Source organism: Sphingomonas pseudosanguinis (assembly GCF_052056765.1).
GTDB classification, from domain to species: domain Bacteria; phylum Pseudomonadota; class Alphaproteobacteria; order Sphingomonadales; family Sphingomonadaceae; genus Sphingomonas; species Sphingomonas pseudosanguinis.
The window spans coordinates 3,317,614-3,340,186 of the sequence record NZ_CP189888.1 but is presented as its reverse complement, the minus strand read 5'-3'; the positions used below and the strand labels follow the sequence as shown (position 1 = coordinate 3,340,186).

Here is a 22,573-nt window from a genome sequence, read left to right as displayed (position 1 = left end):
GGGTACGGCCGAACGGGGTCAGCGCGTCGGCACCGGCTCCGCACCGGTATAATCGTAGAAGCCGCGCCTGGTCTTGCGGCCATACCAGCCCGCCTCGACATATTTGATCAGCAGCGGGGCGGGGCGGAACTTGGGGTCGCCCGTCCCCTCGAACAGCACACGCGTGATCTCCAGACAGGTGTCGAGACCGATGAAGTCGGCGAGCGTCAGCGGCCCCATCGGATGGTTCAGCCCCAGCTGGCATGCCGCATCGATGTCGGGGATCGTCGCCACGCCCTCGCCCAGCGCGAAGATCGCCTCGTTGATCATCGGCATCAGCACGCGGTTGACGATGAAGCCCGGCGCGTCATTGGCATGGACCACGCGCTTGCCCAGCTCCTGCGCGAAGCCCTCGACCCGGGCGACCGTCTCGTCGGCAGTGGCGAGGCCGCGGATCAGCTCGATCAGCCCCATGACCGGCACGGGGTTGAAGAAGTGCACGCCGACGAAGCGCCCCGCATCGGGCGCCGCCTGCGCCAGCCGGGTGATCGGGATGGACGAGGTGTTGGTCGCCAGGATCGCGGTGTCCGACATCACCTTGCCGACCTCCTCGAAGATCGCGCGCTTGATGGCCTCGCGCTCGGTCGCCGCCTCGATCACCAGTTCGCAATCGGTCATGGCGGACAGGCTGCCGACCGGTTCGATCCGGCCGAGCAGCGCGTCGGCGTCTTGCCGCGTCATCTTTTCCTTGGTCACCAGCCGGTCGAGCGCCTTGGCGATTCCCGCCTTGCCCGCCTCGGCCCGTTCCGCCGAGACATCGGCCAGCTTGACCTGATAGCCCGCCGCCGCCGAGACTTGCGCAATGCCCGCGCCCATCTGCCCCGCCCCGATCACGCCCACTGACTTCATCGCGAAACTCTCCTTATGGTTTTGCCGCATGCCCTATCCGTTTCGGAACGCCACCGCCAGCAAGCGGGTTGAGGGACGCATGAACCCGATGCGTCTGGCCCCGCTGATCCTGGTTGCCGCCTCGCCGGCCATGGCTGCGCCGGGTGATCCGGTGCCGGCCAGGCCGCGCGTCTTTCAGGACTGGATCGTCGCGTGCGACAATGGCGGGCGCTGCGAGGCGGCATCGCTGGCGTCGGAGGACAGCGCGTTGCAGGATGCGGGCCTGCTCGTGCGCCGCGATGAGCATGGCGCGCTGTCGGTGCGGGTCGCCGACATGACCGGCAAGGCGCCGCGCGCCACGGTGCGCGTCGATGGTCGCGCCGTCGCCTCCACGCCGCTGACCCGCCAGGTCGAAGGGACGTGGCAGGGCGCACCCGCCAAGGCGCTGGTCAGCGCGCTGGCACGCGGACGCAAGGCCGCGATCCTGACGCCGACCGCGCATCCCTTGTCGCTGCGCGGTGCGGCGGCGGCGCTGCGCTATATGGACGATCGCCAAAAGCGTGCGGGCACGACCACCGCGCTGGTCGCCAGGGGGGCGGCACGTTATCGCGCGACCCCGCCGTCGCTGCCGTTGGTGCGGGTGGTGACGCCGCCGGGGAAGGCCGCCCCGGCGATACCCGGCGCGGCGATCAACGCGGCGCGGCGGCAATATGGCTGTGCGACCGATGACGGCAGTCCGGTCAGCGCCGACGCCTACCGTCTCGATGCGCGTTCGACGCTGGTACTGCTGTCCTGCGGTGCGGGAGCCTATAACTATATCGTCCAGCCGCTGATCTGGCGTGACGGGCGACTGACCCCCGCCGCCTTCGACTATGCCTTCGCCTTTGGCGAACCCAAGCCCGCCGGCCAGCCCCAGGTGCTGGTCAACACCGACTGGTCGCGCGACGGCCGGCTGTCGAGCTGGGCCAAGGGGCGCGGGCTGGGCGATTGTGGCGACGCCGCGCAATATGGCTGGGACGGGACGCGGTTCCGGCTGCTGTCCGCGGCCAGGATGACCGAGTGTCGCGGGGCGATCGATACGCTCGGCGTGTGGCGCACCCGTGTCGTTCCGGCCCCCGCGCGCTGAGACGTTTCAGGAAGGAGAGGATCATGCTCGAACATCTGCCCGCCTGGCTGGGCAAGGCGATGAGCGGCTGGCGTGCCGGGGTCGAGTCGCTGGCGATCACCCGCGCCGATCTGGTTCCGCCGGCGAGCATCGCGCTCAACAGTCCGGCCTTTGGCGATATGGGGCGGCTGCCCGAACGCTTCACCGCCGATGGCGAGGGCATGTCGCCGCCGCTCTTCTGGGGCGATCCGCCGGCGGGGACTGCGATGCTGGCGCTGTTGGTCGAGGATGCCGATGCGCCGACGCCGCAGCCGCTGGTCCATGCGATCGTCTGGAACCTGCCGGCACGGGCGGGCGAGTTGGCCGAGGGCGAAATCGTCGCCGATGGTCCCGGATCGGCCGAGCGGGGCGATGTCGGCCGCAATTCCTATCTGGGTGAGGGCTGGCTGCCGCCCGATCCGCCGCGCGGGCATGGCGAGCATCGTTATGTCTTCCAGCTCTTCGCGCTGGATGCGGTTGTCGATATCGGCGGTGAGACGCCGGGGCGCGGCGCGATGCTGGATGCGATGGCGGGGCATGTGCTGGCCGCCGGGGTGCTGACCGGCACCTATTCGCGTGAGGAGGAAGCGCCCGTGGGGCCGGTGGGCGCGCTCGCCTGACCCTTATGGGTTGAATGTCTGGTGCGTCGGGCCGGGTGTCGGGACTGGACGACCCGGCCGACGCTGAAAAGCCGGCACCTCGCGCATCAGGCGATCGGGAAGACCGGTGCGGCGCTGGTAATGGCGAGCCCGGCGAACACCAGGGCACCGAGGCAGGAGATGAGGAACTGGCGGGCCTGAACGGTCTGGAACATGATGAAACTCCCTTTTCGATCCGGCCGCCAACCTTTTGGCGACCGATGCAAAGTGTTTTGCAGGGAGTGTGCCAGTTTTCTAAATATCTGAAATTGCTGTGTTATTTTTCAAGTGGCGGGAAGTATGGGAAATCCCGCCACTCGAAACCCGAAATTGCCGCCATCGCATGGCGGAAATTTCAGTCGGCATAGACGCGATTGCGGCCTTCGTTCTTCGCGCGGTAGAGCAGCGCGTCGGCGCGGGCGAACACCGTCTCATGCGTATCGTCGGGACGGAAGCCGGTGATGCCGGCGGAGAAGGTCACCTCACCGATCGCCTCGCCCGTCTCGCGCACCCGCAGCCGCTTTTCGCGCACCGCATCACGCGCGCGGTCGATCAGCGCCCGCGCCTCGGCCATGGTCAGGCCGGTCATCAGGATCGCGAACTCCTCGCCGCCATGGCGACAGACCAGATGGCCGCGCCCCTCGTCGCTCAGGATCTGGCCGATCGCGCTCAGCACCCGGTCGCCGACGGCATGGCCATGTTCGTCGTTGATCCGCTTGAACCGGTCGACGTCGCACAATGCCAGGTAGCAGGAGGCGGGCGACTGGAAGCACTGGCCGATCGATTCGTTGAACGCCAGCCGGTTGGCCAGTCCGGTCAATGGATCGCGCCGGGCGGAGGCGCGCGCCTCGACCAGCTTTTCGCGCAGCGCATCGGCCTCGGCGGTGGCCTTTTCCAGCCGTCGCTCGCTGTCATGGATGCGCTCCAGCATCTCGCCGGTCAGCTTGGCGAGCGTGGCGAGGCCGATCGACTCGCCGCGCCGGATTTCGGCCGCGCTGCGCTCCAGATTGGCGCTGAAGGCGGAGGTGTCGGCCTGGATCGTGCGGATCATCGCCGACAGCGCCTCGACATGGTCCTGGGTCTGTTCGGCGAGCGCGTCGGTGCGCGACTCGGCGGGGTCGACCAGATGGTCACGCGGGGTGGGCGCGGCGGGCGGGGCGACCGCGCGCTGCCCCGCCGTCGATGGTCCGCCCAGCCGCTGGATGTCGTCCTGATGCAGTCGCACGCCGCCATCGATCAGTTCGGCGGCGGCCTTGGCCAGGCTGCTATTCGGCTGGGTCAGGATGGCGTGGACGAACGCATAGTGCGCCGGGTCCGGGACCAGGCGATGATCCTCCAGAAACTGGCCGATCCGCTGATAGAGTTTGTCCGTCGCCGTCATTGCGCGACACCTGTCGCGATCGCCGCGGGCACCAGTCTGCGCTGGCGGGTGCCCCGCGATGATTCGACATCCTTCCCTTGATTCATGTCTAGCCCCCGACCGCGCTATACTCAGCGCTTGGTGGTCAGTCCACGCACTGCCGCCAAAGTGGAGGCAACATGCTCGGCGGGGTTCATATCGTCGTGCACGAAGGCGATGCGGCCGTCGCGGCCGATGACATAGCTGGTGCGCGAGGTGATGTCGCGACCCTCGATCTGGCGGCCCAGCGCCACGTCATAGCCCTTGACGATCGCCGGACCCGCGCTCGCCACCGGGAACTTGCCCGCGCATTCGGCCTTAGAGAAGGCGGCAAGTTTGTCGACCGGATCGGCCGACATGCCGATCACGCGGGCGCCGGCGGCGCGGAAGGCGTCGATCTTCTCGGCAAAGGCGCGCGCCTCCGCGCTGCACCCGCTGGTGAAGGCGGCGGGGAAGAAATACAGGACGACCGGGCCGTGGCGCAGCTGATCCTTCAGGTTCAGCGTGAAGACCTTGCCCGCCACCGCGCCGCGCGTCGTGAAGTCGGGGGCCGTCGCGCCGGTGCGCAAGGCCGCGCTCGCCGGCACCGCGAGAAGCGCAAGAAAGACGCCGAACAACACACGCATTGTGATCCATTCCTTCAAATCGAGGTTAATGCGTAACCTTTCGCGGGGACGCCGTCCATTGCTGATCACGTCCCGCTATCCTATCGCATGTCCCATGTCCGTTCATAAAGCCGATATCGACCTGGCCCTCGCCTTGGCCGACGCCGCCGGCGCCGCGATCCGCCCCTATTTCCGCCGCGACATGGGGCTGGAGATCAAGGCGGACAAATCGCCCGTCACCCTGGCCGATCGCGAGGCGGAGGCCGCGATGCGCCGCATTCTGGAGGCGGAGCGTTCGGGCGACGGCATTCACGGCGAGGAATATGGCGTCAAGGAGGGCGTGACCGGGCGGCAATGGGTGCTCGATCCCATCGACGGCACGCGCAGCTTCACCGTGGGCCGGCCGATCTTCGGCACGCTGATCGCGCTGGTCGACAATGGCTGGCCGGTCCTGGGCATCATCGACCAGCCAATCGCCGGCGAACGCTGGCTGGGCGTGACCGGGCGGCCGACCTTGTTCAACGGCCAGCCGGCGCGCACCCGCTCCTGCCCCGAGCTGGAGGGCGCGACGATCGCGACGACCAGCCCGCATCTGTTCGAAGATGAGGACGTGCCGCATTATATGGCGCTGGTCGCGGCGATCAGCGGCAACAGCCCCCGGCAAGGGCCGGTGTACGGCGGCGACTGCTATAATTACGGCCTGCTGGCGAGCGGCCATATCGACATCGTCTGCGAGTCGGGGCTGAAGCTGCATGACTTCGCCGCGCTGGTGCCGGTGGTCGAGGGTGCGGGCGGGCGCATGTGCGACTGGAACGGCGACCCGCTGACCGCCGACAGCGCGGGCCATGTCCTCGCGATCGGCGACCCGGCGCGCACCGAGGAGGTGCTCGAGGCGCTGCGCAATGTGCCGCACGGGCATGGCCATCACGATCATTGATGCCTGAACCTTAGGCGATCACGTTATTGTGGTGAGATTTTGCCCGAGCTCCTTAAGCTCATGGCGGACAGACTCGGATCGACGAGGATAGCCGCATGATATTCGCGCTCCTGTTGCAAGCGGCCGACACGCCATCATTACCTAATGATGTCTGGGCCGATTTGTCTTATTCGGTATCGCTCCGATCTCGTTCTGAAACGATCGAGATACTGCGCGCCGAGCGCGGTCAGAGCGGGGATAACGTCACGCTGCGGCTGATTTCCCGTCGTCAAGGCGAAGCGCCACTTATCATGTGGACCAATAGCCAGGTTTGCCCCAACGCGGCCGAAGCGGTTCGGAGCTTGCGAGCCATTCCCATGCCAACACCGCTCCTCCCCGACGATCCGGGGGAAATCATATTGGACGGCGTGAGCTATCGCGTGCGCATGCAAGCCCGCTACGGATCGGAAGTGGGATTCCCTGTGGAACTGCAGTCGAATGCCGGAACGCCGCTCGCCACTTGGGTAAGTCAGACATTCAAAATGCTAAAGCCATGCTGGTCAACGGTTCGTCCGAGTTGAACGCTAGCAGCGACGATCAGAAAATCCCCAGAAACTTCTTCCGCTGCGCCTTGGCCTGACCTTCGGTCTGGCGGCCGTCCTTGGACTTGGCGGTGGTGCCGTTGCCGACATCGTCGCGCGGCGCGCCCTTGGTCGTCCGCTGGGCGCTGGCGCGGGCACCCGACAGGACCGGGCCGCACGCCGCCGCCTTGGCATCGCCGACATCGACGAAGGCCAGCACGCCGGCCAGCGGCGACGCCACCACCGCCAGGCCCAGCCCGGCACCGGCACGGGCCAGCAGGTCGCCGCTGATCGGGTTGATCCCCGGCTGGGCGAAGCGGCCCGTCAGCCCGACCGGGGACTGGCCCGAGAACAGGCTGAACTTCTTGGCATCGGCGCGCACGGCCATGTCGATCGCCTCGTTGCGGAAGCTGAAGCCGCCGCGCCCGACGATCACGTTCTTCGACGTATCGATCAGGATCGGGTCCGCCGCCGCTACCCCGCCGCGCACGGTGAAGGCGATCAGCCCGCAATTGATCCGGACGGGCTCCTTCAACCGTTCCTCGAACATCTTCTGGACGAAGGTGCCGATGTCGAGTTCAGCCAGCTGCGCATTGCGGGTCCAGAGCGAGCCGGCGGGCAGGATGAAGGCCATGCGTCCGTTCGCGCTGGCCAGCGAATCGTGAATGGTGTCGCCGCGACCCTGAAGCTGGATGCGGCCCTTCACCGTGCCGGTCGTCCCCGCCTCCGCCACGCCCCAGCCCGCCAGCAGCCGGCCGAGCGGGGTCGGCGACAGGCGGATGTCATAGCCGATCCGGCTGGGGCGCGGCCGCGTGTCGAATACCAGATCGGAGGAGACATTGCCGCGCGCCATCGCGAAGTTCAGGGGCGACAGGGTCAGCTTGCCCCGGTCGAGCGCCAGCGTCAGGTCGACATCCGAAATCGGTACCTTGCGCGAACGGACCGCACCGATCGTCCATTTCAGATCGGCGTCGAAGCGCTGCATCGTCGCCACCGGCAGCGCGGCGTCGGGCAACAGCCGCTGCGCCCCGGCCCCGGTCGCGGCGGCGGCGGCCTGCGCGCCTTTGGTGGCGACGATATCGGGATTGTAACCGATGAAGGGCGCGGCATCGATGATGTCGAGCCGCCTCGTGGTCAGCGCCGAATCGAGGTGCAGCCGCGTGCCATTGGTCACGGTTAGCCGGCCGGTCAGGTCGCTGTCGCCGAAGGTCCCGGTCAGGCGGGTGAAGCGATAGGCGTCGCCATCCTTCACCATCTGCGCACGCACGTCATAGGTGCGGGTACGCGGGATAGTGGCGCCGATGATCTCGAGCAGCGTCGACATGTCCTTGCCGCGTGCACGGGTGCGCAGGGGCACATTCTCAATATCGGCGATCGAGGGCAGGGTGCCCGACACGTCGATGACGTTGCCCGCCGCCCGCATCCGCGCGATCAGTGCGTTCCGGCCGCGATTGGCGGTGGCGTCGGGCGACAGCAGCTGCGCGGTCAGGCGGAAGGGCGTTTCGCGGATCACGCCCCGGCCGCGCACGCCGACCGCCTTGCCGATGCGCGCGTCCTGCGAGCGGATGTCGTCCAGCGCCAGCTCGGCGGTCACCCGCATTCGCGGATCACGATAGCGCACCGTCGTCCCCGTCACCTGGGCGGTGTCGATGCGCGGGAACTCCAGCGGCTTGCCGCCCTTCTTCTCGCTGAACGTCCATGTGTTGGTGCGGTGGTCGGGCGTCCATTCCAGATCGACCGCGCCGTTCGTCAGTTCCAGCCAGGTAAAGCGCCGCTTGCCGAACAGCAGCGACAGCGGCGCGATGCGCGAATCGATCCGGTCGGCGGTGAACAGGTTCGGCCGGCTCGCCCAATCGGGGTTGGAGATGGCGATCTTCTCGGCGACGAACTTGATCCGCCACGGCGCGAAATAGAGCTGGAAGTCGCCGCCCACCGTCACCTCGCGATGGGTCAGCCGGCCAACGGTCGATTCGAAGGTCGAGCGCAGGAAGCGCCCTTTGGTGACGAAGAGCACCAGCCAGATCGCGACGATGACGATCAGCAGGCCGATGACGACCCGCAATGCCCATCGCCGCCACGGCGTGCGACGCGCGGGCGACAGGGCGATCGTTTCGGCCGCGGAGGGTTGATCCATGGCCCTACCAAGCGTGCGAGCGCAGCGGCGGTTCCCTGGGGCGACATCGGTTGCAATCGCCCGCCACTTCGTCTAAGCGGCCCGCTTCCCGAGCGAGGTGTCACGAACGGCCCGGCCATCAGGGCTGCCGCGGCCGTTTCTGCCTTGCTCACAGCGAAAGGACCAAAATGCCCAAGCTCAAGACCAAGAGCGGCGTCAAGAAGCGCTTCAAGCTCACCGCGACCGGCAAGATCAAGCACGGCGTGGCCGGCAAGCGCCACCGCCTGATCAGCCATAACGGCAAGTATATCCGCCAGAACCGCGGCACCTCGGTCCTGTCCGATGCCGACACCAAGACCGTGAAGGCCTGGGCGCCTTACGGCCTGAACTGATTTCTGGAAGGATAGAGAGATATGGCACGCGTCAAGCGGGGCACGACCACCAAGGCGAAGCATAAGCGGATTTTGGATCAGGCGAAGGGCTATTATGGCCGTCGCAAGAACACCATCCGCATCGCGCGCCAGGCCGTCGAAAAGGCCGGTCAATATGCGTATCGCGACCGCAAGGTTAAGAAGCGGACCTTCCGTGGTTTGTGGATTCAGCGCATCAACGCCGGTGTCCGGGCCGAGGGCCTGACCTATTCGCAGTTCATGCACGGCCTGAAGCTGGCGGGCGTCGAATTGGACCGGAAGGTCCTGGCCGACATCGCGATGCACGAGGGCGATGCCTTCAAGGCGATCGTCGCACAGGCGAAGGCCGCTCTGCCGCAGGCTGCGTAATTCGCAGACGACGGTTCAGCGCCGGAAATCGAAAAGGGCGTCGGTGGGGTTCCACCGGCGCCCTTTTTCGTGGGTAGCACCCGGCCGGTGCCGCTCAGCGCGCGGGCGGTAGCCATCCCGGCTCGAACTGCGGACGCCGGGGCGGCAGCGACGACAGCCGGCGCAGCGCGACCAGGTCGAGCAGCTGGAACCGGTGGCCCTGACGCGCCAGCAGCCCTTCCTCCTCCAGCCCTCGGATCGTACGGTTCACATGCACCGCCGTCAGCCCCAGCAGGTCGCCCATGATCTCCTGCGTCAAGGGCAGGTGGAAGCCGTCATCGGTCACCAGCCCGATCGGGCTGAGCCGCGCATGGAAATCGACCAGAAGCCGCGCCAGCCGCTCGCGCGCCGGGGCATTGCCCGTCATGGCCAGCGCATCCATCAGCGCCAGCCGCTCCATCTGGGTGGCGATGGTGAACAGCGCGGCGAGGCGCGGGTGCGAATCGTACAACCGGCCGAAGCGTTCATAGGGCACGAAGGCGGTGATCGATTCGGTGACGGCGGTCAGCGTGTCGGCCGCCTCGGGCAGCACCATGCTGGGCGTGCCGAGCATGTCGCCGGGCAGGTGCACCTTCTGAATCAGGCGGTTGCCATTGCGCAGGACGATTGACGAGGTCACCCAGCCCTGCACATGCAGGTGGAAACCGCTGGTCGCCTCGCCCTCACGCTGGAAAATCTCCCCCCGCCGCCGCGCAACCTCGGCATCGCCCAGCGCCCCCAAAGCCTGGCGCTCTCCGGCCGTGAGGGTGGCGAACGCCTCATAGCGATGAATCGGATATGCTATTTCGGCCTCCCTAGACCCGTCCCGTCGTACGACCGATGACGGTCGCCGACCTGTTTATCAGCCTGCCATAAAAGAACCGCGCGCGTCCTTCGCAGACGTGGATCAATCAGACAGGTGGAAAATGTCGCCGGGGCCGGGGCGTTGCTTGTCGTGCGGTACCGGCATGAGGGATTGTCCGAATCATCCGACCAAAGGAGCGATGCGCCGTGCAAAAGCCCGAAGACAGTTACCGTCGTCGCCTGCAACGGGATGTACCGACCGGAATCGCGGCGTTCCTCTGTCTGATCGCGCTTCTGTTGCCGACCATCGGTGTGACGACGCTTCTGGTCGAAGGCGCGCATCTGGAGGCGCGGGGACATCCGCTATACTGGTTGCTTCTGGGCCTGCCCGCCATCTGGTCGTGGCGTATGATGGATTACACGCCGGGGGCGTTGCGAACGATCCGCCCGACTTTGTTCGCGACGCCGTTCCTGGCGGCGGCTGTCCTGATCGCGGCCCATGTCAGCGGGCGCGACATGGTAGCCTATCGGGTCATGTTCCTATCGACCGTCGTGATCTGCACCGTTGGCGGTTTTCTCTACAACCGCAGTCTGCTGGCACGGGAGGGGGCGGGGGATTGAGCGGTCTTGCGGCTCTGGTCATCCCGGCACGTCACCCCCACATAGCCCCGCGACATGGCGTTGCATTTGACCAAGGTCGCGTTCGGGGCGGCCAGTATCGATCATCTGGCCGAGCGACTGGCCTTGCGGGCGGCCGATGGCCCCGTGTTCCTGACGACGCGCTATCTGCCCAAGCGGCATGAGGAGGTGGCGGGGCAGGGTTCGCTGTTCTGGATCTTGAAGCATCAGCTGGTCGCGCGCTCGCCGATCCTGTCCTTCGGCGAGGCCGAGGGCGGGCGGTGCGCGATCCATATCGATCCTGCGCTGGTGCTGGTGCAGGCGCTGCCCAAGCGGGCGCATCAGGGCTGGCGCTATCTGGAGGCGGCGGACGCGCCACCCGATCTGAGCGGGGCCGCGACGGGGATCGAGACGATGCCGCCGATGCTGGTCGGCAAGCTGGTGGAGTTGGGGCTGATCTGATCCTCCCCGGAACGGGGAGGGGGACCGCGCCCGCGGGGCGTGGTGGAGGGGGCTGTCCGCCAGGCTTATCCTGTGTGGAAGCCCCCCTCCGTCAGGCCTTTCGGCCTGCCACCTCTCCGTGCCGGGGAGGATTTGTAGCGGGATGACACGGGATGGACTTACCCCTCCCCTTCAGGGGAGGGGCCGGGGGTGGGGCGCTTCCACGGGCCAGCAGTTTGCGGTGACGCCCCACCCCAACCCCTCCCCTGAAGGGGAGGGGCTCACGGTGGTTCGATACGACGTCATTACGGTCTAGGGATGATCAGAATTTCGGCCCCGCCACCGCCGCGCGGGTCTTTTTGGGGGTTTCGGCCAGCAGCTTGGCGATCGCGGCGTTGCGCGAGTCCTGGGTGGCATAGTCGCGCGCGGTCAGGCCGGCGATATTGTCGGCCTGATCCGGGTCGGCCCCGGCGGCGAGCAGTTCGCGCACCATCGCGATGTCGTGGCGCTGGACCGCGCGGATCAGCGGGGTCTCACCGCCCGAATTGCCGATATTGGGATTGGCCTTCGCCGCCGTCAGGATGCGGATCATGTCGGGCTGGCCGCCCGCCACCGCCAGCAGCAGTGGGGTGTTGCCGCGCCCGTCGCGCAGGTTCGGGTCGGCGCCCTTTTGCAGCAGGAAGCGCAGATACGTCTCGTCGCCGCGCTTGATCACGATGTGTAGCGCGCCCTCGCCATTGGTCACGTCGCGGGTGTTGATGATGCTGGCGCCGGGGCGGTCCAGCATGTTGGTCACCTCGTTGCCCTTGGCCTCCTTCACCGCCTGCAGGAACTTGTAGCTTTCCGACTGCATCATCTGCGCGGTGGCGGGCGCCAGGGCGGGCAGGGCGAGGCTGCCTAGAAGCGCGGCGGCAAGCAGGGGGCGAAGGGACATGAAGCGAAATCCTGAACGATAGGGCATGACTTGCAACCGGCGATTTATCACAGCAAGGCTGTCGTCGTCATGACCCGATTATTCCCGTTCTTTGGCGCGGCACTGGCGCTCGCCACCGCCGGTTGCGGCTCCCAATCCCAGGTCCCGGCGGCCGAGCAGCCGCCGCTGGCCGGCGCCAAGATCGGCGGGCCGTTCCGGCTGACCGGCGCCGATGGCCGCACCGTCACCGATCGTGACTTCGCCGGGCGCTACCGGGTCATGTATTTCGGCTACACCTTTTGCCCCGATGTCTGCCCCACCGATATGCAGGCGATCGCCGCCGGCCTGAAGCTGCTCGATAGCCGCGCGCCGGCCAAGGCGAAGAAAATCGCGGCCGTGTTCGTCACCGTCGACCCCGAGCGCGATACGCCGGCGGTGGTCGGCCGCTTCGCCGCCGCCTTCGACCCGCGCATCGTCGGGCTGACCGGTACGCCCCAGCAGATCGAGGCGGTGAAGAAGGCCTATGCCGTCTGGTCGCAAAAGGGCGATCCGTCGCCGGGCGGCGGCTACCTCGTCAACCATAGCCGCCAAGTCTATCTGATGGACCCAAGCAACAAGCCGCTGGCGCTGATCCCCTCGGACGAAGGGCCGCAGGCGGTCGCCGCTGCGCTCGACCGCTGGGTGAAGTGATGGAGCGCTTCTGGGAAAAGCCGATCGAGAGCCTCGATCGCGCGCAATGGGAGGCGTTGTGCGACGGCTGCGGCAAATGCTGCATCCACAAGCTGGAGGATGAGGAGACGGGCGAGCTGGTGCCGACCAATGTCGCGTGCCGCCTGCTCGACCGGCGCAGCGGGCAATGCTCCAACTACCGCCACCGCCGTGCCTATGTCAGCGAGTGCGTGCGGCTGACCATGGGCAATGTCCGGTCGATCGACTGGCTGCCCAACACCTGCGCCTATCGCCTGCGCGCGGCGAACGAACCGCTGCCCGACTGGCATTATCTGATCTCCGGCGACCGTGAGGCGGTGCACCGCGCCGGCCAGTCGGTGCGCGGCTGGACGATCAGCGAGGATGATGCCGGCGATTTCGAAAACCATATCGTGGACCGTGAATTGTGATCGACGAAGTCGTGCGGCATCCGACCGCCAAGCGTATCCGCCTCAGCGTCGATCCCGCCACCGGCACCGCCCGACTGGTGGTGCCCAAGCGCGCCGCGCTGAAATCCGCACTCGCCTGGGCCGAGGACAAGCAGGGCTGGATCGCCGAGCAGCGCGCGCGCCTGCCCGAACCGCGCCCCTTCGTGACCGGCGCGGCCATCCCCTTCGGCGACGACATGCTGACGCTGCACTGGGAAGCGGGCAGCCGCCGCGTGATCCAGCGCGAGCAGGACCGTCTGCTCGCCTCCGGCCCGATCGAGACGCTGGGCCGCCGGGTCGAGGCATGGCTGAAGCGGCAGGCGCTGGAGGTGCTGGCGCGCGAGACGGCGGAATTCGCGCGGTCCGCCGGGGTCGCGGTGTCGAAGGTCAGCGTCGCCGATCCCAAGGCGCGCTGGGGCAGCTGCGCCTCGTCGGGGGCGATCCGCTATAGCTGGCGGCTGATGCTGGCGCCGGCTTTCGTCCGCCGCGCCACCGTCGCGCACGAGGTCGCGCACCGCATCCATATGAACCACGCGCCGGCCTTCCACGCGCTGGTCGCCGAGTTGCTGGGCCAGGACCCGGCGCCCGCCACCGCCTGGTTGCGGCAGCATGGCGCGGGGCTTCACTGGTACGGGCGGTCATCCTGACGATCGCGCGGCGGCGCGGCGCGCGGGGCGTTGCGCGGATCGCGCGGGTCGCCACGCGGCGCTGAGCCGGCGCCGCGCCCGGTGACGCGGTCGATCCACGCCTGATCCAGCCGCTGCTGCTGCTGGGGCGGCGGGGCCGCGCCATCGGGGGCGTCCGGCGCATCGGGCTGCTGCGGCTGCTGGATCGGGACCGGTGCGCCGGGGTCGCGGCGCATCGGGATTTCCACCGCCTCGCTGCCGTCCGGTGCGGCACCGGCGGTCGGCGGAGGCAGCGGATTGCCATCGGCATCCACGCCGGTCACGCCGTCATCGGGCTGACCGAAATAGCTCTCCTCATCGGGCTCCAGCTGCCATTCGGGCAGCGTGACCTGCGTCTCGAACTGTTCGATCGGCCGGTTGGCGACCGCGACCTTCATATAATCGGCCCAGGCCTTGGCGGGGGCGGTGCCGCCGTGCAGCCCGGCGACCGGCCGACCATTGTCGCGGCCCATCCAGACACCGGTCGTGATCCCGCTGGAGAAGCCCAGGAACCAGCCGTCCTTGGAGTTGCTGGTCGTGCCCGTCTTGCCCGCGACCGGCCGGCCGATCTGCGCGGCGCGGCCGGTGCCGGTGTTGACGGCGGTCTGCAACAGGTCGGTCATCTGCGCCGCGACATAGGGCGCGACCAGCACATGGCTGCGATCCACCTCATGCGTATAGATCGTCTCGCCATTCGCCATGACCTTGGTGATGGCATAGGGGGTGACCTTCACCCCCTTGTTCGCGACGCTGGCAAAGGCGCTGGTCATGTCGATCACCCGCACCTCGGACGTGCCGAGCACCATTGAGGGGTGGGTGTTGACCGGCGTGGTGATGCCGAAACGGCGCGCCATGTCGGCGACCGTCTGGAAACCCACTTCCTGGCCCAGCTTGGCGGCCACGGTGTTCAGCGAATAGGCGAAGGCGGTGCGCAGCGTCACGCTGCCCGAATTGCGGCGCGAATCGTTGCGCGGGGACCAGCCGTCGATGGTGACGGGCTCGTCCACCACCCGGTCCTCGGGCTTGTGCCCCGCCTCCAGCGCGGCGAGATAGACGAACAGCTTGAACGCCGACCCCGGCTGGCGCACCGCCGTGACCGCGCGGTTATAGTTGGTGGCGACATAGTCCTTGCCCCCCACCATCGCGCGCACCGCGCCGTCGCGGTCCAGGCTGACCAGCGCGCCCTGCGTGCCCTCGGGCGCATCGGCGCGGATCGCGCTATCCGCCGCGCGCTGCATGTTGAGGTCGAGCGTGGTCCACACGTCGAGCGGTGCGGTCTGCTCGTCGATCAGCGTGTCGAGCTGCGGCAGCGCCCAGTCGGTGAAATAGCGGACCGAATTCTGCTTCGGCTCGGGCGCGAGTTTCAGCGCCTGTGGATCGGCCTGGGCGGCCTGCTCCGCGGTGATGAAGCCGTTGCGCTCCATCTGCCCGATGACGACGCCGGCGCGGCCGACCGCGGCCTCGGCATCGGCGGTGGGTGAATAGTTGGACGGCGCCTTGACCAGTCCGGCGATCACCGCCGCCTCGGACAGGCTCAGATGATTGGCGCCATGGCCGAAGAATTTCCGGCTGGCGGCATCGATGCCGTACGCACCGCCGCCATAATAGACCTTGTTCAGATACAGCTCGAGGATCTGGTCCTTGGAGAATTTCAGCTCCATCGCCAGCGCCAGGATCGCCTCGCGGAACTTGCGGCCGAACTTCTTCTGGTTGTTCAGGAAGATCGTGCGCGTAATCTGCTGGGTGATGGTCGAGCCACCCTGTTTCCAGCGGCCCTTTTCCAGCCGGACCTCGACCGATCGGGCGATGCCGATCGGGTCGACGCCGGGATGCTGGCGGAACCGGCGATCCTCGACCGCGATGGTGGCGTCGCGCATCACCCGGGGGATGCGGTCATAGGGCAGCCATTCGCCATAGCTCGGCCCGAGCGAGACGATCACCGTGCCGTCGGCGGCATGGACGCGGATCATCTGGCCGTTGGGCGAGGATTTCAGTTCGTCGAAGCTGGGCAGTTGCGACTTGGCGACGAAGACCGCGATGGCCAGCGCACCGATCGCGAGCACGGCCAGGCCGATCAGGACCTGCAGGGTTACGACGATCCGGCGCCGCCAGGGAGAGCGGGGCTTGGACGAACGAGGCCGGGAAGACCGGGAAGACGGTGCGCGAGGCATGGGACGCCCCGCGAATTACAGGGCTTTGCCGGCGACGACAAGCGGTGCGGTCATGGCCTTGCGACGGGCCGCCTGTCGACGCAGGGAGCAAGAAAGCGCGGTCGGCCGCCGGATATGGTGCCAAAGTTGGTATTTTTTTACAGTTGATCGATTAATAACGGCGGCGGGCCGTGTCGTGGGAGTTGGCGACCGGCGGAAAGGGCAGGGATGGAGCAGGTCGAACAACAGGAGGACGCCTCGGTCGAACGGCGGTCCGGCAAACGGCATTCGGCCGTCCTGTTGCTGGGCAAGCTGTGCGGCGACGTGCCGGGCGTCTGTCTGGTCCACAATATTTCGGCGACGGGTCTGATGGCGCGATTCGTCGAAGTGCCGTCGGTCGGCGATTCGCTGACCATCGAGGTGCGCGGTCTTCCGCCGGTGCGCGGCACCGTGCGCTGGGTGCGCGGCGCGAAGGCGGGCCTCGAATTCGATTCGCCCCAGCCCTATGAACAGATTTTCCTGCACGAGGACGACGAGGGCACGATCCCGCGCGCCCCGCGCTTCCCTGTCTCGCTGACCGCCGATGTCAAGCTGGGCGACCGCAAGCTGACGGCGGAGCTGCTCGACATCTCGGCCGGCGGCGCCAAGCTGCGCGCGGACGGCGAGGTCTTGGTGGGCGGTGCCGGGCAGATCATCGTACGGCCGATGGGCACCGCGATCTTCGGCACCATCTGCTGGGTGCGCGACGGACGATTCGGCTTTCGCTTCGTCTCGCCGCTGCCGATCGATACGCTAGCGGGAATCGTCACCCGCCGCTGAATCCTCCATCTCCCCGGCCGGGTCTGTTAAGCCGCCTTCATTCCTCCCCTGCAAGGGGAGGGGGACCAGCGAAGCTGGTAGAGGGGTATCACCCCTCTCGATAGCGGGACACCCCTCCGTCAGGCCTTCGGCCTGCCACCTCCCCTTGCAGGAGAGGAAAGGGATGGAGATGTCTGGCTTGCCATATGGCTGGCGACACCGCTTCGCGTACGATCCACCTGCGCTTGTGGGCAAGAGCAGAGCAGGCTCGCGCCCATCACGATGTCTGGAAAGATCCGCTCGCCCGGAGCGGAGATTGGTGCGGTCGAGAAGACTCGAACTTCCACGGCCTTTCGGCCACAACGACCTCAACGTTGCGCGTCTACCAATTCCGCCACGACCGCACTCGATAGTCACCACCGGCAAGCCGGAGGGCTGGTAGGCGGGTGCCCCTAGCAAAGCGATACGGGCAGCGCAAGGGGGCTTTCATGGGATATGACGGGTTTCCCCGCACGACCGGCCCGACTAGGCAGGCGGCATGACCGCGCCGCTTCCCCGCCGCCCTTCATCCCCACGCGCGGAAGTCTTCCGCCTGCTGGGGCTGGCCTGGCCGGTCGTGCTGACCAGCCTCAACTGGACGATCCTGCACGTCACCGATGTGATCGTGGTCGGCATGGTCGGCGAGCATGAGGTGGCGGCGCTCTCGGCCAGCCGGTCGCTGACCTATATCGCGATCGTCACCGGGCTGGCCTGGCTGTCGGGCGTGCTGGTGCGGGCGTCGCGCGCCGACGGGGCGGGCGACCTGCCCGCGACGGGGCAGGCGCTGCGCGACGGCATGGTGCTGGGCCTGATCCTGGGCGTGGCGGCAATGCTGATCCTGGGGCTGGGCGGGGCCGCCCTGTTGCGCGGGATCGGCGTCGCGCCCGCGCTGATCGAACCCGGCGCGCGGGTCGTGGCGGTCATGGCGCTGGGTTATCCGTTCCAGATGGTGCTGATCGCCGCCAGCTTCTTTCTGGAGGGGATCAGCCGCCCGCGCCGGGTGACGGCGGTCAATCTGTCGATCCTGCCGATCAACGCGGTGCTCGCCTGGGCCCTGGCGGGTGGGGAACTGGGCCTGCCGGCGCTGGGTGCGGTCGGTGCGGCGCTGGCGACCGTCATCGCCTCGGCATTGGGCGCGGTCGCGATGGTGGTCAGCGCGGTCACCCTGCCACGCGGCGCGGCGCGCGGCGTCCGCCGGCTGGACCGGGCCGCCTGGGCGCCGACGCTGAGTGGGGCATGGAGCCTGGCCAGGTTCGGTACGGTGCCGGCCATCGCCTCGGGGCTGGAACTGGCCGGCTTCGCCATCCTGATCGCGCTGTCGACGCGGCTGGGCGATGCCACCGCGCATGGCTTCCAGATCGTCTTCTCGGTCCATAACGTCACTTTCGCCCTGGCGCTCGGTCTGGGATCGGCGGCCGGCGTGCGCGCGGGCAATGCGGTGGGCGAGGGCGAGGCCGCGCGGGCGGTGCCGCGCACCCTGCTGGCGGTCGGACTGGCGGCACTGGCTATGGGGCTGTGCGGGCTGGCGCTGGTCCTGACGCCGGGACCCGTCGTCACCTTGTTCCCCGCGCTGCCCGAGGCGCATGCGGTGGCGATCGCCATGCTCGCCATCTGGGCGCCCTTCATCCTGTTCGACGGGATGCAGGTGGTGCTGGTCTATGCGCTGCGCTCGCTGGGGGATCAGGTGGCGGCGGGGATCAACAGCATCATCGCTTATTTCCTGGTAACCGGCGGCATCGGCTGGTGGCTGGTGGCGGCGGGCTGGGGCGCCAGCGCGCTCGCCTGGGCCTCGGCGGCGGGGATGCTGGTGGCGGCGCTGCTGCATGGCGCGCGGTTCGCCATCGTCGCGCGGCGGCTGGGTTCGTCGCTTGGCCTTCGCCTTCGCTCAGGTTGAACGGGGGGCGGTAAAAGGCCGCATCTCTTTTCTATTTAGAACAGGATGACATGTGATGGAGCCCCCCCTCCCCTTCAGGGGTGGGGCGTATCCGCAAGCGCGGCGTTTGTGGACAGGCCCCACCCCAACCCCTCCCCTGAAGGGGAGGGACAGGTATGGCTTCAAGCCATTGTCATCATAATTCAGGCCGGGCGACGTCCAACCCCATGCCCCAACGCCTCAGTTCGCGCCGATACCCTCGCCCGCGAAGCTCAGGTCCAGCCGCTTGGAGCTGGGCGGCACGTCGAGCTTGGCCGAATTGAAGTCCATCGACGCGCCGGGGCCGAGCGTCCGCTGCTGCGGTGCGATCGTCCAGGAGAAGACGACGCGGCCCTGCGCGTCCTTCAGCTCGGCGCGCAGGTCGGGCACGCGCTGCTGGCCCGAGGAGGGGTTGATGATCTGCCCCGAAATGGCGAACAGCTCCGATCCGTTTTCCAACTCGCGCCGCTCGATCGGGTTGGAGCGCAGCTCCAGCGCCGATTCGGTCGACCCGAAGCCCAGCCAGCCGCCGATGCCCGGCATCCCCGTCCACAGGATCGCCGCCGTCGCGACCAGCATCAACAGGCCGGCGGCGACCGCGCCGATCGTCCAGCGGCGCACCGGATTGCGCCGTGCGCGGAAGGGCGGGCGATGGGCGAAGGCGTCGAAGCCGGGATCGCCCGGCGACAGGATCGGGGGCGCGGGCGGCGGCACGAAGACCGGCGGCGGCGGGGGAGCGGGTTCGTCGACGACCGGTGGTTCGGCGGGCGGCACGGCCGGCGTCTCGCGAACCTCTTCGACCGGGGCCGGCGCGTCCGGATCGGCGGGCTCCTGAAACCAGCTATGCCGGCAATGGGCGCAGCGCACGGTCCTTCCCTCGGGCCCGATCGCGCTGTCGGGCACCAGATAGCGGGTGCGGCACTCAGGGCATTCGAGGATCATGCGGAACGGCACTTCAACGGACAGGGCGAGGCCATCCGGATCAGGCCCCCATGATTTCCAGTAAGCACGCCGCCCCCGGGCGTGGCAAGCGTGAAGCGCGGAACTTGAAGCGCGCGGCGCGCCATGCCAAGGCCAGCAGGGCATGGCGAACATCGTCCAGTTCGAGAATGTCGGTCTGCGATACGGCGCGGGCGAGGAAACGCTGTGCGACGTCAGTTTCACGCTGCGCTCCGGACAATTCTATTTCCTGACCGGGGCCAGCGGCGCGGGCAAGACCTCGCTGTTGCGGCTGCTCTATCTGGCCCAGCGGCCCAGCCGGGGCATCATCCGCCTGTTCGGCGAGGACGCCGTCATCCTGCCGCGCGACCGTCTGCCCGGCTTTCGCCGGCGGATCGGGGTGGTGTTTCAGGATTTCCGCCTGATCCCGCATCTGTCGGCCGCCGACAATATCGCGCTGCCGCTGCGGGTTGCGGGCATGGCCGAATCGGAGATCGCGCGTGCGGTGCGCGAGATGCTGGCCTGGATCGGCCTGACCGAGCGCGCCGGCGCGCGTCCCGCCACGCTGTCGGGCGGCGAGCAGCAGCGGGTGGCGATCGCGCGCGCGGTGATCGCGCGCCCCGAAATGCTGGTCGCCGACGAACCGACCGGCAATGTCGACCCCGCCATGGCCGAGCGGCTGCTCCATCTGTTCCATTCGCTCCACCGGCTGGGCACCACGGTCGTCATGGCGACGCATGACTGGCACCTGATCGACCGGGTGCCGGGTGGCCACCGGCTGCATCTCGATCGCGGGCGGCTGGTCGATCCCGAACCGGTGCCGCCCATGCCGGAGCCGCCGCCCTCGACGCTGGTGCGGAGCGGCCTGTGATGCGCGGAAGCAAGCGGAAGGGGGGCGGGGCGGAGGCGCGGGCGCTCGACGATGTCGGCGGCGCGCACGTCATGAGCTGGGTCATCGCGATCATGCTGTTCCTGACGCTGCTGACCGCCGCCGCCGGACTGGCGACCGCGCAGGCGGCGGGCGCGCTCGACCGGCAGATGGCGGGGCGGCTGACCGTGCAGATCGTCGAGGGCGAGGCACAACGGCGCGATGCCGCCGCCGCGCGCGTGCTGGCGGTGTTGCGCGGCCAAAGCGACGTCGCGCGCGCGACTCCGGTGCCGCAGGCCGATCTGGCGCGGATGCTCCAGCCCTGGCTGGGCAGCGATGCCGCCGCCGCCGAACTGCCCGTGCCGGCGTTGATCGATGTCGATCTCGACAGCGATGGCGGGGACGCGGTGCGGCGGGTCACGGCGGCGGTCACGCAGGCCAGCGCGGCGGCGCGGGTCGATTCGCATGCCACCTGGCTGGGGCCGGTTGGGCGGCTGCTCGACACCGCCGCATGGCTGGCCGGCGGCATCATCCTGCTGATGCTGGGGGCGACGGCGGCGGTGGTGATGCTGGCGGCGCGCGCCGGGCTGGAAGCACATCGCGGCACGATCGAGGTCATCCACATGCTGGGCGCGACCGATCGCCAGGTCGCCCGGCTGTTCCAGCGGCGCATCGCGCTCGACGCCGGGATCGGCGCGGGCGTGGGTAGCGTGATGGCGGCGATCGCGATCTGGATCGTCGCGCGACAGGTGGGGGCGCTGGAATCGCAATTGCTCGGCGGCCTGACGCTGGGCGCGCGCGATCTGGCGATGCTGGTCGCGTTGCCGCTGGGGTTCGTCGCGCTGGCGGTGCTGGCGGCGCGGCTCGCAGTGCTGGCGCAGATGCGGCGGATGCTCTGATGCTGCGGCTGATCGGTCTCGTCGCGCTCGGCTGGTGCCTGGGGTTCGCCGCCTTCATGCTCAGCCTGCCGCACCCGTTGGAGAACAACACCACCGATGCGATCGTGGTGCCGACCGGCGGGGCGGGGCGGATCGATCGCGGCATCGCGCTGCTCCAGGCGCATCAGGCCAAGCGCATGCTGGTAACGGGGGTCGCGCCCGGCGTGCGGCCGATCGACCTGGCGCGCACCTATCGCACCGCGCCGTCGCTGTTTTCCTGCTGTATCGATCTGGGGCTGGAGGCGGTCGACACGCGGTCCAATGCCGAGGAGACGGCGCGCTGGGTGCGCGAGCATGGCTATCGCACGGTGCGGCTGGTCACCTCCGACTGGCATCTGCCGCGCGCGCGGATGGAGCTGGTCGCGGCACTCGGGCCGCAGGTGGTGGTGCTGGGCGACGGGGTACCGTCGGAGCCACGGCTGGGCACGCTGGTGAATGAATATAACAAGCTGATCCTGCGCAGGATCGCGCTTTGGACGGGGATTGGCGCGTGATTCTTCTTCGCAACATCATGTTCGTCGCGATCTTCTATCCGGTGTCGGCGGTGATGGCGCTGCTGTCGCCGCTGATCGCGGTGGGGGGACGACGGGCGGTGATCCACTGGGCGACGAGCTGGACGCGATTTCATCGCATCTGCACGCGCTGGATTCTGGGTATCCGCGTGCGCGTCGAGGGCACGCGGCCGACCACGCCGGCGCTCTACCCCGCCAAGCACCAGGCGATGTTCGAGACGATGGAGCTGCAACGCATCCTGGGCGCGCCCGCCATGGTGCTGAAGCGCGAGCTGGCCAATATCCCGCTCTGGGGCTGGGCGGTACGCAAATACGGCGCGATCGTCGTCGACCGCTCGGCCTCGGCCAAGGCAATGCGCGGCATGATGCGGGATGCGCAGGTCGCGGTGAAGCAGGGGCGGGCGATCATGATCTTCCCCGAAGGCACCCGGGTGAAGCCCGGTGAGACGCCGCCGCTCAAGCCCGGTTTCGCCGGGCTGTACCGGATGCTGAACCTGCCGGTGGTGCCGGTGGCAACCGATTCGGGGCTGGTCTGGCCGCGAAAGGGGCTGAAGCGGCCGGGGGTGGTGACGCTGCGCTTCGGCGAGGTGATCCCACCGGGCCTGCCGCGCGCCGAGGCGGAGGCGAAGGTGCATGCGGCGATGAATGCGTTGGAATCCTCCCCGGCACGGGGAGGTGGCAGGGCGTAAGCCCTGACGGAGGGGGGCTTGCCACATAGGTCATCCCTTGCGGTGAGCCCCCCTCCACCACCGCTTCGCGGCGGTCCCCCTCCCCGTGCCG

General features: G+C 68.3%; 25 protein-coding genes and 1 tRNA gene. 17 read left to right on the top strand and 9 right to left on the bottom strand.

From position 1 onward, the window contains the following. Positions 1–18 precede the first annotated feature (18 nt). A complete protein-coding gene (locus tag ACQHGV_RS15290; RefSeq protein WP_440980221.1) occupies positions 19–888 on the bottom strand; it encodes a 3-hydroxybutyryl-CoA dehydrogenase in 870 nt (289 codons plus the stop codon). 79 nt (positions 889–967) lie between these two features. Between ACQHGV_RS15290 and ACQHGV_RS15285 the strand changes: the two genes are divergently transcribed. Continuing rightward, positions 968–1,993: a DUF1176 domain-containing protein gene (locus tag ACQHGV_RS15285; RefSeq protein ID WP_440978821.1), complete on the top strand. Its 1,026-nt coding sequence runs from the start codon at positions 968–970 to the stop codon at positions 1,991–1,993. A gap of 23 nt (positions 1,994–2,016) precedes the next feature. Next, positions 2,017–2,631, top strand: a complete 615-nt coding sequence (locus ACQHGV_RS15280) for a YbhB/YbcL family Raf kinase inhibitor-like protein (protein ID WP_440978820.1) — start codon at positions 2,017–2,019, stop codon at positions 2,629–2,631. 373 nt (positions 2,632–3,004) lie between these two features. Here ACQHGV_RS15280 and ACQHGV_RS15275 read toward each other — a convergent pair whose 3' ends face one another. Both ACQHGV_RS15275 and ACQHGV_RS15270 read right to left on the bottom strand, forming a co-directional pair. Then, the gene (locus ACQHGV_RS15275; protein WP_183952595.1) at positions 3,005–4,030 is read right to left on the bottom strand and encodes a GGDEF domain-containing protein; all 1,026 of its coding nucleotides are present in this window, start codon (positions 4,028–4,030) and stop codon (positions 3,005–3,007) included. 110 nt (positions 4,031–4,140) lie between these two features. After that, positions 4,141–4,674, bottom strand: coding sequence for a peroxiredoxin (locus ACQHGV_RS15270; protein WP_183952596.1), 534 nt, complete (start codon positions 4,672–4,674; stop codon positions 4,141–4,143). Positions 4,675–4,768: 94 nt separating this feature from the next. Here ACQHGV_RS15270 and ACQHGV_RS15265 point away from each other — a divergent pair, with 94 nt between their 5' ends. After that, on the top strand, positions 4,769–5,590 hold the full coding sequence (locus ACQHGV_RS15265; RefSeq protein ID WP_183952597.1) for an inositol monophosphatase family protein: 822 nt from the start codon (positions 4,769–4,771) through the stop codon (positions 5,588–5,590). Between the two features lie 95 nt (positions 5,591–5,685). Then, entirely contained in the window at positions 5,686–6,150 is a 465-nt protein-coding gene (locus tag ACQHGV_RS15260) for a hypothetical protein (RefSeq protein ID WP_440978819.1), read from the top strand. A gap of 16 nt (positions 6,151–6,166) precedes the next feature. On the opposite strand, the gene ACQHGV_RS15255 is transcribed toward ACQHGV_RS15260, so the two are convergent. Beyond that, entirely contained in the window at positions 6,167–8,284 is a 2,118-nt protein-coding gene (locus ACQHGV_RS15255; protein WP_440978818.1) for an AsmA family protein, read from the bottom strand. A 167-nt stretch (positions 8,285–8,451) separates the two neighbouring features. Between ACQHGV_RS15255 and rpmI the strand changes: the two genes are divergently transcribed. Then, entirely contained in the window at positions 8,452–8,655 is a 204-nt protein-coding gene (gene rpmI, locus ACQHGV_RS15250; RefSeq protein WP_179513023.1) for a 50S ribosomal protein L35, read from the top strand. Positions 8,656–8,676: 21 nt separating this feature from the next. Then, positions 8,677–9,042: a 50S ribosomal protein L20 gene (rplT, locus tag ACQHGV_RS15245; RefSeq protein ID WP_409792678.1), complete on the top strand. Its 366-nt coding sequence runs from the start codon at positions 8,677–8,679 to the stop codon at positions 9,040–9,042. Positions 9,043–9,136: 94 nt separating this feature from the next. On the opposite strand, the gene ACQHGV_RS15240 is transcribed toward rplT, so the two are convergent. Next, positions 9,137–9,802, bottom strand: a complete 666-nt coding sequence (locus tag ACQHGV_RS15240; RefSeq protein WP_440978817.1) for a Crp/Fnr family transcriptional regulator — start codon at positions 9,800–9,802, stop codon at positions 9,137–9,139. 269 nt (positions 9,803–10,071) lie between these two features. Between ACQHGV_RS15240 and ACQHGV_RS15235 the strand changes: the two genes are divergently transcribed. Together ACQHGV_RS15235 and ACQHGV_RS15230 are read left to right on the top strand one after the other, a co-directional pair. Continuing rightward, positions 10,072–10,485, top strand: coding sequence for a hypothetical protein (locus tag ACQHGV_RS15235; RefSeq protein WP_440978816.1), 414 nt, complete (start codon positions 10,072–10,074; stop codon positions 10,483–10,485). A gap of 54 nt (positions 10,486–10,539) precedes the next feature. Continuing rightward, complete coding sequence (locus ACQHGV_RS15230) at positions 10,540–10,944, top strand: DUF1489 family protein (protein WP_183952602.1); 405 nt, start codon at positions 10,540–10,542, stop codon at positions 10,942–10,944. A 301-nt stretch (positions 10,945–11,245) separates the two neighbouring features. Here ACQHGV_RS15230 and ACQHGV_RS15225 read toward each other — a convergent pair whose 3' ends face one another. After that, positions 11,246–11,857 carry an ankyrin repeat domain-containing protein gene (locus ACQHGV_RS15225; RefSeq protein ID WP_183952603.1) on the bottom strand — a complete coding sequence of 204 codons (612 nt, stop codon included), beginning with the start codon at positions 11,855–11,857 and terminating at the stop codon, positions 11,246–11,248. A gap of 69 nt (positions 11,858–11,926) precedes the next feature. Here ACQHGV_RS15225 and ACQHGV_RS15220 point away from each other — a divergent pair, with 69 nt between their 5' ends. From ACQHGV_RS15220 to ACQHGV_RS15210, 3 genes are read left to right on the top strand one after another with little or no spacing between them, the layout of a single operon-like run. Next, positions 11,927–12,526: an SCO family protein gene (locus ACQHGV_RS15220; RefSeq protein WP_440978815.1), complete on the top strand. Its 600-nt coding sequence runs from the start codon at positions 11,927–11,929 to the stop codon at positions 12,524–12,526. Then, positions 12,526–12,954 (top strand): YcgN family cysteine cluster protein, encoded by a 429-nt coding sequence (locus ACQHGV_RS15215; RefSeq protein ID WP_183952605.1) that lies wholly within the window; start codon positions 12,526–12,528, stop codon positions 12,952–12,954. Before ACQHGV_RS15220 ends, ACQHGV_RS15215 begins: the two co-directional genes overlap by 1 nt. Beyond that, entirely contained in the window at positions 12,951–13,619 is a 669-nt protein-coding gene (locus ACQHGV_RS15210) for a YgjP-like metallopeptidase domain-containing protein (protein ID WP_183952606.1), read from the top strand. The genes ACQHGV_RS15215 and ACQHGV_RS15210 overlap by 4 nt, the downstream gene beginning before the upstream one ends. Here the strand turns inward: ACQHGV_RS15210 and ACQHGV_RS15205 are convergent. Further along, positions 13,595–15,808 (bottom strand): transglycosylase domain-containing protein, encoded by a 2,214-nt coding sequence (locus ACQHGV_RS15205; RefSeq protein ID WP_440978814.1) that lies wholly within the window; start codon positions 15,806–15,808, stop codon positions 13,595–13,597. The two genes, ACQHGV_RS15210 and ACQHGV_RS15205, sit on opposite strands and share 25 nt — an antisense overlap. 207 nt (positions 15,809–16,015) lie before the next feature. Here ACQHGV_RS15205 and ACQHGV_RS15200 point away from each other — a divergent pair, with 207 nt between their 5' ends. Then, positions 16,016–16,606, top strand: a complete 591-nt coding sequence (locus ACQHGV_RS15200) for a PilZ domain-containing protein (RefSeq protein ID WP_440978813.1) — start codon at positions 16,016–16,018, stop codon at positions 16,604–16,606. A gap of 296 nt (positions 16,607–16,902) precedes the next feature. On the opposite strand, the gene ACQHGV_RS15195 is transcribed toward ACQHGV_RS15200, so the two are convergent. Beyond that, positions 16,903–16,989, bottom strand: a tRNA-Leu gene (locus tag ACQHGV_RS15195). Positions 16,990–17,123: 134 nt separating this feature from the next. Between ACQHGV_RS15195 and ACQHGV_RS15190 the strand changes: the two genes are divergently transcribed. Further along, positions 17,124–18,518, top strand: coding sequence for an MATE family efflux transporter (locus ACQHGV_RS15190; protein ID WP_440978812.1), 1,395 nt, complete (start codon positions 17,124–17,126; stop codon positions 18,516–18,518). A gap of 219 nt (positions 18,519–18,737) precedes the next feature. On the opposite strand, the gene ACQHGV_RS15185 is transcribed toward ACQHGV_RS15190, so the two are convergent. Further along, on the bottom strand, positions 18,738–19,478 hold the full coding sequence (locus ACQHGV_RS15185; RefSeq protein WP_440978811.1) for a zinc-ribbon domain-containing protein: 741 nt from the start codon (positions 19,476–19,478) through the stop codon (positions 18,738–18,740). Positions 19,479–19,620: 142 nt separating this feature from the next. Between ACQHGV_RS15185 and ftsE the strand changes: the two genes are divergently transcribed. From ftsE to ACQHGV_RS15165, 4 genes are read left to right on the top strand one after another with little or no spacing between them, the layout of a single operon-like run. Then, entirely contained in the window at positions 19,621–20,346 is a 726-nt protein-coding gene (ftsE, locus tag ACQHGV_RS15180; protein ID WP_409793051.1) for a cell division ATP-binding protein FtsE, read from the top strand. Continuing rightward, positions 20,346–21,242 (top strand): cell division protein FtsX, encoded by an 897-nt coding sequence (locus ACQHGV_RS15175; RefSeq protein WP_440978810.1) that lies wholly within the window; start codon positions 20,346–20,348, stop codon positions 21,240–21,242. The genes ftsE and ACQHGV_RS15175 overlap by 1 nt, the downstream gene beginning before the upstream one ends. Beyond that, the gene (locus ACQHGV_RS15170; RefSeq protein WP_037569839.1) at positions 21,239–21,775 is read left to right on the top strand and encodes a YdcF family protein; all 537 of its coding nucleotides are present in this window, start codon (positions 21,239–21,241) and stop codon (positions 21,773–21,775) included. The genes ACQHGV_RS15175 and ACQHGV_RS15170 overlap by 4 nt, the downstream gene beginning before the upstream one ends. After that, positions 21,772–22,482: a lysophospholipid acyltransferase family protein gene (locus ACQHGV_RS15165; RefSeq protein ID WP_440978809.1), complete on the top strand. Its 711-nt coding sequence runs from the start codon at positions 21,772–21,774 to the stop codon at positions 22,480–22,482. The genes ACQHGV_RS15170 and ACQHGV_RS15165 overlap by 4 nt, the downstream gene beginning before the upstream one ends. Positions 22,483–22,573: the final 91 nt, after the last annotated feature.

Excerpts from the sequence above, each read along its gene's own strand:
- ACQHGV_RS15290 (WP_440980221.1), bottom strand. The coding sequence starts at position 888 with ATGAAGTCAGTGGGCGTGATCGGGGCGGGGCAGATGGGCGCGGGCATT.
- ACQHGV_RS15285 (WP_440978821.1), top strand. The coding sequence starts at position 968 with ATGAACCCGATGCGTCTGGCCCCGCTGATCCTGGTTGCCGCCTCGCCG.
- ACQHGV_RS15280 (WP_440978820.1), top strand. The coding sequence starts at position 2,017 with ATGCTCGAACATCTGCCCGCCTGGCTGGGCAAGGCGATGAGCGGCTGG.
- ACQHGV_RS15275 (WP_183952595.1), bottom strand. The coding sequence starts at position 4,030 with ATGACGGCGACGGACAAACTCTATCAGCGGATCGGCCAGTTTCTGGAG.
- ACQHGV_RS15270 (WP_183952596.1), bottom strand. The coding sequence starts at position 4,674 with ATGCGTGTGTTGTTCGGCGTCTTTCTTGCGCTTCTCGCGGTGCCGGCG.
- ACQHGV_RS15265 (WP_183952597.1), top strand. The coding sequence starts at position 4,769 with ATGTCCGTTCATAAAGCCGATATCGACCTGGCCCTCGCCTTGGCCGAC.
- ACQHGV_RS15260 (WP_440978819.1), top strand. The coding sequence starts at position 5,686 with ATGATATTCGCGCTCCTGTTGCAAGCGGCCGACACGCCATCATTACCT.
- ACQHGV_RS15255 (WP_440978818.1), bottom strand. The coding sequence starts at position 8,284 with ATGGATCAACCCTCCGCGGCCGAAACGATCGCCCTGTCGCCCGCGCGT.
- rpmI (WP_179513023.1), top strand. The coding sequence starts at position 8,452 with ATGCCCAAGCTCAAGACCAAGAGCGGCGTCAAGAAGCGCTTCAAGCTC.
- rplT (WP_409792678.1), top strand. The coding sequence starts at position 8,677 with ATGGCACGCGTCAAGCGGGGCACGACCACCAAGGCGAAGCATAAGCGG.
- ACQHGV_RS15230 (WP_183952602.1), top strand. The coding sequence starts at position 10,540 with ATGGCGTTGCATTTGACCAAGGTCGCGTTCGGGGCGGCCAGTATCGAT.
- ACQHGV_RS15225 (WP_183952603.1), bottom strand. The coding sequence starts at position 11,857 with ATGTCCCTTCGCCCCCTGCTTGCCGCCGCGCTTCTAGGCAGCCTCGCC.
- ACQHGV_RS15220 (WP_440978815.1), top strand. The coding sequence starts at position 11,927 with ATGACCCGATTATTCCCGTTCTTTGGCGCGGCACTGGCGCTCGCCACC.
- ACQHGV_RS15215 (WP_183952605.1), top strand. The coding sequence starts at position 12,526 with ATGGAGCGCTTCTGGGAAAAGCCGATCGAGAGCCTCGATCGCGCGCAA.
- ACQHGV_RS15205 (WP_440978814.1), bottom strand. The coding sequence starts at position 15,808 with ATGCCTCGCGCACCGTCTTCCCGGTCTTCCCGGCCTCGTTCGTCCAAG.
- ACQHGV_RS15200 (WP_440978813.1), top strand. The coding sequence starts at position 16,016 with ATGGAGCAGGTCGAACAACAGGAGGACGCCTCGGTCGAACGGCGGTCC.
- ACQHGV_RS15190 (WP_440978812.1), top strand. The coding sequence starts at position 17,124 with ATGACCGCGCCGCTTCCCCGCCGCCCTTCATCCCCACGCGCGGAAGTC.
- ACQHGV_RS15185 (WP_440978811.1), bottom strand. The coding sequence starts at position 19,478 with ATGATCCTCGAATGCCCTGAGTGCCGCACCCGCTATCTGGTGCCCGAC.
- ftsE (WP_409793051.1), top strand. The coding sequence starts at position 19,621 with ATGGCGAACATCGTCCAGTTCGAGAATGTCGGTCTGCGATACGGCGCG.
- ACQHGV_RS15175 (WP_440978810.1), top strand. The coding sequence starts at position 20,346 with ATGCGCGGAAGCAAGCGGAAGGGGGGCGGGGCGGAGGCGCGGGCGCTC.